Here is a 2,318-nt window from a genome sequence, read left to right on the forward strand (position 1 = left end):
TTTAGCTTTGATTGAGCGTTGGAAGAAGAAAAATTGGATTTAATTTCTATCAGTGCAAAGTGAGAAAATGTGGCTACAAAGAAACCAAAACTTTCTCCGGGCAGTATAAATCGAATATACGGGTGTAAATTTCGTCTGCGGGTAGCAGTGATTTAAAACCACATTATTGCACGCCCTATAATATAAATGGTGGAAAAACATACTATATAGAGGTTGGGCAACCATGCAGCTGGCCTTTGCATCGCCTTTGAGATGAGCGCTGGAGCAACATCTCATTGTTTGTAAGTAATTTAGCACCAAGGTCAAGGTATGCTCTACAACACTTCCTGCTATGAGTACAAAGAATCTGCTGAAATCTACAAATAAAGGACATAAGTCTCGTCTTTTACGGTCAGCCATTGACGAGCAATAGAGATGTATTTAGAATGGAGAACGTGGAAGTTCTTGAATGAGAGTTTTGTCTCCTAAAGAGTTTCCCGCCTTTTATTCACACTCATTGATTGTCGGAAATAAGCGTAAATTTGTTACGCACTGCAAGTTGCGCTCCCGTCGGGACCGCCACTAATAACCATGAAAATGCTGAGAGAGACTTCTCAGCATTTTCGATTCCTGGGAGGGAATTATTCCAGTTTTTTCATCATGAGCATTTCAACGCGCCCAGAAAGAGCGATTGTTTTGAAAAAATTGAGCGCATTTTGATCTTCTTCAAAAAGCATCAGGGCGCATTGGCTGATCCCAATCCCCATCAGCGCATATAGACAGCGACCAACCAACGAGCGACCGATCCCCTGGCGTCGATAATCCGGATCAACGGCCAGATGGGTTAGAAAGCCAATCCGGCCATCATGGCTGCAAAGCACAGCCCCGATCACCTTATTATTTTCAATAGCCACATAGCTTAGCCCAGAGTTTCTTTTCAGAAAACGACCGATTGTCTCACGTGAATCGACGCTTTTCAAATGTACCCCATCTGAGGTTCTCCACAATTGCATCGTTTGATCAAAATGTGAGAGAAACATTTCTTCAATTAAATAACCCATTGCTACCTCCTCCGATGATCCTGTCCAGCAGATCATAATAATTGTATGTGAAATTTCTCTCACTTACAATAGAAATAACCCCAGACTTATGAAATCGTCTTGAAGTAAGGATGATGAAATTAACCCAATACGCCAAAAAGGCTCTCAATCTCGAGAGCCTTTTTGATGGAGTGACATTGAGGTGTTAATTGGATTACTCATCCAAGAGCCACATCCAGTGTCATCATCACCGCAAAACCGAGCATTGCGCCAATTGTAGATGAGTGGACATCCCTCGACATCTGTGATTCAGGGATCAATTCTTCGACGACCACATATATCATTGCACCAGCGGCAAAAGCCAATGCGTAGGGCAAAATTGGACGGATGAATAAGACGGCTGCCGCCCCAAGCACGCCGGCGATCGGTTCGACCATGCCGGACATCTGCCCGTACCAAAAGCTTTTTAAGCGTGTCCATCCTTCACGGCGCAGGGGAATTGATACTGCTGCACCCTCAGGAAAGTTTTGTAACCCGATCCCGATTGCCAGCGCAACTGCGCCTGTAATTGAAGCAGAAGGAAAGTCCGCGGCTGCTGCACCAAAAGCTACGCCAACTGCAAGGCCTTCTGGAATATTATGCAGAGTGATAGCCAGAATTAATAATATACTTCGTTCCCAGGAAGTTTTGACACCTTCGGCTTCACTGGTGGGCATTCCCATATGTAAGTGAGGTAACAATTTGTCAGTGCCCCAAAGGAAAGCGCCACCCACTAAAAATCCTACGAGCGCAGGGACCCACCTGGGAAGTGATCCTTCTTCGCTCATCTCAATTGCTGGAGCCAGAAGGGACCAAAAGCTGGCTGCAATCATTACTCCGGCAGCAAAGCCAAGCATGGTGTCCAATAGACGTCGATTTATGGTTTTGAAGGTAAAAACCGCACCAGCGCCAAGGGCGGTTAAGAACCATGTAAATAATGTGCCCATGAGAGCCTGGATAACGGGATTTAGTGTGCTAAGCCATTCAATCATAACAATTTACTCCTCTTTCAGGAAACTTCGATGAGTATTTGACGGTAGAATGATTTTACGCCAGAAAAGGAATAATCTGGTATTAATCCCAGATATTTTTCACTTGTTTATTTGTTGAAAATTGAGTCTACGGATTACCTTTGCCGGATAATTTCTTTGAGTAAATCCTTGAATATATAACCGTGGAAGGGCAGAAGCAAATACCAGTAGATGATTCCCAAAATACTTTGGGTTTGATAATAAGCCCTGATATGCAAATTATTTCCGA

General features: G+C 43.9%; 3 protein-coding genes. All 3 read right to left on the reverse strand.

Annotation, left to right across the window (positions count from 1 at the left end; all coding sequences use genetic code 11):
- Positions 1 to 620: 620 nt before the first annotated feature.
- The gene (locus tag AC3DOM_RS17530; RefSeq protein WP_487920330.1) at positions 621 to 1,040 is read right to left on the reverse strand and encodes a GNAT family N-acetyltransferase; all 420 of its coding nucleotides are present in this window, start codon (positions 1,038 to 1,040) and stop codon (positions 621 to 623) included.
- A 197-nt stretch (positions 1,041 to 1,237) separates the two neighbouring features.
- Positions 1,238 to 2,050 (reverse strand): ZIP family metal transporter, encoded by an 813-nt coding sequence (locus tag AC3DOM_RS17535; protein WP_487920331.1) that lies wholly within the window; start codon positions 2,048 to 2,050, stop codon positions 1,238 to 1,240.
- Positions 2,051 to 2,184: 134 nt separating this feature from the next.
- The gene (locus AC3DOM_RS17540; RefSeq protein WP_487920332.1) at positions 2,185 to 2,307 is read right to left on the reverse strand and encodes a hypothetical protein; all 123 of its coding nucleotides are present in this window, start codon (positions 2,305 to 2,307) and stop codon (positions 2,185 to 2,187) included.
- Positions 2,308 to 2,318 lie beyond the last annotated feature (11 nt).

Source organism: Candidatus Desulfolinea nitratireducens (assembly GCF_982879505.1).

Excerpts from the sequence above, each read along its gene's own strand:
- AC3DOM_RS17535 (WP_487920331.1), bottom strand. The coding sequence starts at position 2,050 with ATGATTGAATGGCTTAGCACACTAAATCCCGTTATCCAGGCTCTCATG.
- AC3DOM_RS17530 (WP_487920330.1), bottom strand. The coding sequence starts at position 1,040 with ATGGGTTATTTAATTGAAGAAATGTTTCTCTCACATTTTGATCAAACG.